The 4,883-nt window shown below is 49.6% G+C and carries 3 protein-coding genes; all 3 read left to right on the top strand.

What is annotated here, in order from left to right:
• The first annotated feature begins 208 nt into the window (after window positions 1-208).
• From cas9 to cas2, 3 genes are read left to right on the top strand one after another with little or no spacing between them, the layout of a single operon-like run.
• On the top strand, window positions 209-3,496 hold the full coding sequence (gene cas9 / locus AC1DA5_RS10475) for a type II CRISPR RNA-guided endonuclease Cas9 (RefSeq protein WP_480290185.1): 3,288 nt from the start codon (window positions 209-211) through the stop codon (window positions 3,494-3,496).
• A gap of 8 nt (window positions 3,497-3,504) precedes the next feature.
• Entirely contained in the window at window positions 3,505-4,401 is an 897-nt protein-coding gene (cas1, locus tag AC1DA5_RS10470; RefSeq protein WP_480290184.1) for a type II CRISPR-associated endonuclease Cas1, read from the top strand.
• Between the two features lie 12 nt (window positions 4,402-4,413).
• Window positions 4,414-4,734 carry a CRISPR-associated endonuclease Cas2 gene (gene cas2, locus AC1DA5_RS10465; RefSeq protein ID WP_092648271.1) on the top strand — a complete coding sequence of 107 codons (321 nt, stop codon included), beginning with the start codon at window positions 4,414-4,416 and terminating at the stop codon, window positions 4,732-4,734.
• The last annotated feature ends 149 nt before the right edge of the window (window positions 4,735-4,883 follow it).

Here is a 4,883-nt window from a genome sequence, read left to right as displayed (position 1 = left end):
GCGATCTTCACTTTTGTGCGTCATGCGGGGTTGTAGCGCTGAGCTAATTTTGTTGACATATCTATGGTTGAGTCATTATCATGATAATGACTGATTCTCAATAAGGTTTCGCCTTTGTTCGCGGAACTGATTGCTCCACCGGGCGCTTTTTAAGCGCCCGGTTTTCATTTTGGACCCAAATGCCATAGGGATGTGACACCCTATTCCCATGGAACAAGAAGCAATGACGCAACGGCATTATCGCGCAGGAATTGATGTTGGAACGAACTCAATAGGGTTTTCTCTCGTCGAGGTCGATGACGACGGTTATCCTACCGATCTAACAAATTCGGTGGTCGTTATACACGATTCGGGTGTCGATCCTGATGCGCAAGACGCAGGAGACTCACGCCGCGCTGTTTCAGGCGTAGCAAGGCGTGCACGACGTCTCTATAAACGGGCGAAGAAGCGCCTCGACAGGCTAGATGCGTATATTGAATCTTTAGGATGGCCGCTTATTGACCATGAGTCCTATCAAGATCCACGGCGGGCGTGGAGCATTCGGGCAGCCTTAGCAAATGAGCAAATTACTGATTCCACGGTCCTACATGAGTATTTGTCTGTTGCGATGGTGCATATTGCTCACCATCGGGGCTGGCGTAATCCATATCAACGAGTGGAATCTCTTTTACGAGAGCAAGAGCCAAGTAGCAAACTGGAAGGCCTGCGCAAACGCGTTGAGAATCTGATAGGCCGAAACCTTTCGGAAGATCTTACTGCTGGGCAGCTTATTAATGAGGCATTGCGGGTAAATCCCCAAACGAAGCTTCGAGGTTCTTCAGGATTACTGGGTGGGACACTGTTGCAATCAGACTATGTCATTGAAATCAGAAAAATTCAGGAAACGCAGGGTCTGTCCAGAGCACTTGTTGATGAATTGATTCGCCGTGTTTTTGATTCTGTTTCACCCGTAGGAAGTGCCCGGGAACGCGTTGGTAAGGATGCTCTGCCGGGGCAGCAACAGAAACCCCGTGCAGAAAAAGCCCAACCTGCTTTCCAGGTTTTTCGTATTGTCTCCGTTGTTGCCAACCTGCGAATCGGAAAAGGCAGGGAACAGCGCATACTGAGTAAGCAGGAAAAAGACACGGTTGTTGACTTTCTGTTGCATTCGAGTGCCCCAGAACAGATTACGTGGGATGCAGTTGCAGAGCTCTTGAAGATAGAGAGGCCCTCCCTCCGAGGGGTGGCACGAGCAGGCATAGATGGCGAGAATGTCAGTGGACGGCCGCCAACTGATGCAACAACTCAGGTAATTCGTTCGTTGAAGATCCCGACGCTACAGGAGTGGTGGGAACAAGCGGATGAAATTGCTCAGGAAACTTTCATTGACCTCCGCTCAAATGTTGGCAGTGACGATCTTGACCCTGATTCTCTGCAGGAAATTACTCGCCTAATAAGTGCGTTTTCAGATGATGAAAGAGAAAAGCTTGAGGAAGCAACTTTCCCTATGGGAAGAGCAGTTTATAGCGTGGATTCTCTTCGCAGGCTGACCGAATGTATGCGGGAAGATGGAATTGATCTCTATGAGGCGCGAAGAAAAGAATTTGGTGTTTCTGAAGACTGGGAACCACCGGCGGAAGATATTGGCGCTCCTGTCGGCAACCCATCAGTCGATCGTGTTACGAAGCAGGTTGCCCGTTGGCTGAGTGCGGTTGAGAAGAGATGGGGCGTTCCTGATTCAATTAATATTGAGAATGTCCGGGATGGTTTTAGCAGTGAACACGTTACTCGTGAAATTATGCTCCAAAATAAGAAATCCCAAGAGCGTAATGAACGAATTGTCCACGAGATCCATGAGCGACGTGGAATTGATGGTCCTGTTAGGCGCTCTGACATCATAAGATATAAGGTTTTCTCGAGACAGGAAGGAATCTGTCTCTATTGCGGAGAGCCCCTATCGATCGAGAATTTCGAGGTTGACCACATCGTACCGAGGTCCGGTCCTTCATCGACGAACAAGATGCATAACCTAGCAGCGGTCTGCCGGACTTGCAATCATCAAAAATCAGGAATGCCGTTTGCTTTATGGGCAGAGAATTCTGATCGTGATGGCGTGAGCCTTGAGGGAGCAATCAACCGGGTTGGAATGTGGTTGCCTGATCCTGGTATGAGCCGAAAAGACTTTGGACGTCAGAAACAGGAAACGATACGCCGTCTTAAACGGAAACAGATAGATGAGCCTCTGGACGACAGATCAATGGAATCAGTCGCGTGGATGGCTAATGAACTGAGACGCCGGATTGACTACCACTTCAACCATGAGGAGAAAAAGACAGTTGTACGGGTTTTCCGAGGAAGTCTTACTGCTGAGGCGCGGCGTGCTTCCGGTCTTGAAGGCAAGGTGAAGTTGATTGGCGGGCACGGAAAAACACGTTTTGATCGGCGACATCATGCCATGGATGCTCTGACGATTGCTCTCTTAAGACCTTCAGTTGCTCACACTTTGGTACTGCGCCAGAATATTCGCTATGCAGAGCGTTTGACGCAGTCGCCACAGACGTGGAAGGAATTCACAGGCCTTACGATCGCTGATCGCCAAATATGGAATCACTGGCTGCAAGAAATGGATTTGGCTACCGAATATTTCAATTCTCGAATTAGCGCAGACACGATTCCGGTTATGCAAAATCTACGTCTTAAGCTTGGAAATGGAGCGGCGCACAAGGCGAAAATAGGCAAGCTTGAGCATGTCAAACTTTCCGATGCCATGCCAGTGCAATCGATTGATCGTGCTTCAACGCCTGCGCTTTGGTGGGTCTTGACGCACCAACCTGATTTTGATCGTGAAAGTGGTCTTCCAGCAGATCCGTCACGCCGTATTGTCGTGAATGGAGTTCACTACACTGGTGAAAGTGCAGTCGATCTTTTCCCGAAACTTGTTCCAGCAGTGAAAGTACGAAATGGATGGGCAAGCACAAGTTCTTCAATACACCATGTTCGCATTTTCAAAGTTGACGGGAAAAAACCCAAATACTATCAGCTGCGGGTTTTCAAGACAGATCTCATTCCGTATGCCCACGAAGATCTTTTCACAGTACAAATTCCAGCAAAATCGATTAGTGTGCGAACTGCGTTGCCAGCTTTACGAAAGGCAATAGCTTCTGGGCAGGCTAGACAGGTCGGATGGCTCGTTCGGGGCGATGAGCTTCGTTTGCGCGCAACAAACTTTACGAAGGGGAAGATCGCTGATTTCTTTCAAGATTTTCCGGATATGGTGTCTTGGAGGGTGACTGGTTTTGAGAGCACACGGCAGATTAATCTGCGACCATCATTGTTAGCGCTCGAAGGAGCGCCTGAGCAGATCTCCCCTGCAGTGCTTGAAATCTTAAATAGGAGCTGGCGACCAACCTTTAGTGACCTTTTCACCAATGGGAATCCAGTAATCATTCGACGTAATGCTCTGGGTGAGCCACGTGAAGCCAGCAATTCCGGACTACCTTTGAGCATGACATTATAGGTGGAAAAATGTCGGGGCAATGGCGCGTGCTGGATTTTCTTGGTTTCCGCGGGCAGGTTCGTTCAGTTCGCGGCGGTCTTGAAGTTTTTGACGAAAGTGGTCACGGCAGGCGAGTAGCGTGTGCGGATCTTGCAGTAGTGTTGTTTGGACCCGGAGTGGATTTTTCCTCGGGCGTTATGAACCGTCTAATGGATAACGCGACAGTACTTTTCTATTGTGATTGGCGCGGAATTCCACGCGGCGCTTCCTATCCTTGGTCAAATCATTCGAGAGTTGGTGCGCGTCAGATAGCTCAATGCGAGGTATCACTGCCTAAGAAGAAAAACGCGTGGGCTAAAATTGTCCGTGCAAAAATCATGGGGCAGGCGACGACGCTGAGATTGAAAGGAGCATCTGGCGCTGGAGAGTTGGTTGCTCTTTCTCGTCAAGTGCGTTCGGGCGATCCAGAGAACCTTGAAGCGCGTGCTGCCCGTATATATTGGAAGTCTTTTCTTCCTTCTGGGGTTCGACGAGAATATGGCGTGGGGAGCGACAATATTAATTCGTGTTTGGATTACGGGTACACGATTCTTCGAGGGCACGGAATCCGATCTGTCTTAGGCGCGGGATTGAATCCAGCCTTTGGACTGTTTCATCGGGGACGCGGTAATCTGTTTCATTTGGTCGACGACCTGATTGAGCCGTTCCGACCCGCCATTGATGCAGCTGTGTGGGATATCGGTTTGAGCGCGCGGCTTGCGGATCCGAGTGTGAGGAAGCAGCTGGTGGCGGCTACCACACAAAAGTTTCTTGATGATGGAACGTGTATTCCGACGGCATTTGACATGCTTGCCCAGAGTTATGGCCGCTATGTTGAGGGGGATGGCGCTCGATTTGATGTTCCTTACTGGCATGAGTTCGATTGAGCGGATTGTCTGATGGCGGATGGCCCAATGTGGTGCTTGGTGATGTTTGATCTTCCAGTCTTGACCAAGGTGCAGAGACGGGATGCCAGTAATTTTCGTCATTTTCTGCTAGATCGGGGTTTCTCAATGGTTCAGCTGAGCGTGTATGTGAAGTATTGGCCAACTTGCGGAATCGATATGGTCACAGTTAAGTCTATTAAAGGTGCTCTCCCGCCCGGTGGGCAGGTTCGTGTCATCCCGATTACAGATCGTCAGTGGTCGGGCGGTTTCAGATTCCAGTCTGCAACGGAGTGTCCTGTAGAGGACGAACCTGAGCAGCTAACAATTTTCTGACGGAATTATCTGCTTTTTCGGCAAAAATAGGCGGGAAACCTCTCCCTTGGAAGTCTATCAAAGGGAAAGGTGACTGATTCCCAACCGGTCGACCAGTCCGTGCAGCGCGGCTCGAAGTCTATCAAAGGGAAAGGTGACTGATTCCCAAC

The sequence above is a fragment of the Pauljensenia sp. C0254C2 genome (assembly GCF_056583835.1).
This window is presented reverse-complemented; position numbering and strand designations above follow the sequence as displayed.